The organism is Kitasatospora sp. SC0581 (genome assembly GCF_048159585.1).
GTDB lineage: Bacteria > Actinomycetota > Actinomycetes > Streptomycetales > Streptomycetaceae > Kitasatospora.
In genome coordinates, this window is record NZ_JBLRWA010000226.1 from 1 (window position 1) to 368 (window position 368).

The following is a 368-nucleotide window of genomic DNA, read 5'->3' on the forward strand; positions in this document are numbered from 1 at the left end:
GCCCCGGAACAGGAAGACCGCCTCGCGGATCGACTCCAGCCCGAGCATCACCATCAGCAGCCGGGCCAGCCCGGCACCGAAGCCGCCGGGCGGCGGGCAGCCGAAGCGGACGACGTCCAGGTACTCCCGCATCGGGCCGGTCTCGATCCCCTTCTCCGCCGCCTGCGCCAGCAGCACCTCGGAGCGGTGCTCGCGCTGGGCCCCGGTGGTGACCTCCAGTCCCTTCCAGAGCAGGTCGAAGCTGAGCGTCAGGTCCGGCCGGCCCTCCGGTCGGCGGTGGTAGAACGGCCGGATGGCAGCCGGGTAGTGGGTGACGAACAGGAACTCGTGGCCGAACCGCTCCCGCGCGTACGCCGCGATCCGCCGTT

General features: G+C 72.3%; 1 protein-coding gene. It reads right to left on the bottom strand.

Annotation, left to right across the window (positions count from 1 at the left end; translation table 11 throughout):
* A partial coding sequence (locus ACLWS4_RS37890) for an amino acid--tRNA ligase-related protein (RefSeq protein WP_416876559.1) occupies positions 1-368 on the bottom strand: 368 nt, incomplete at both ends.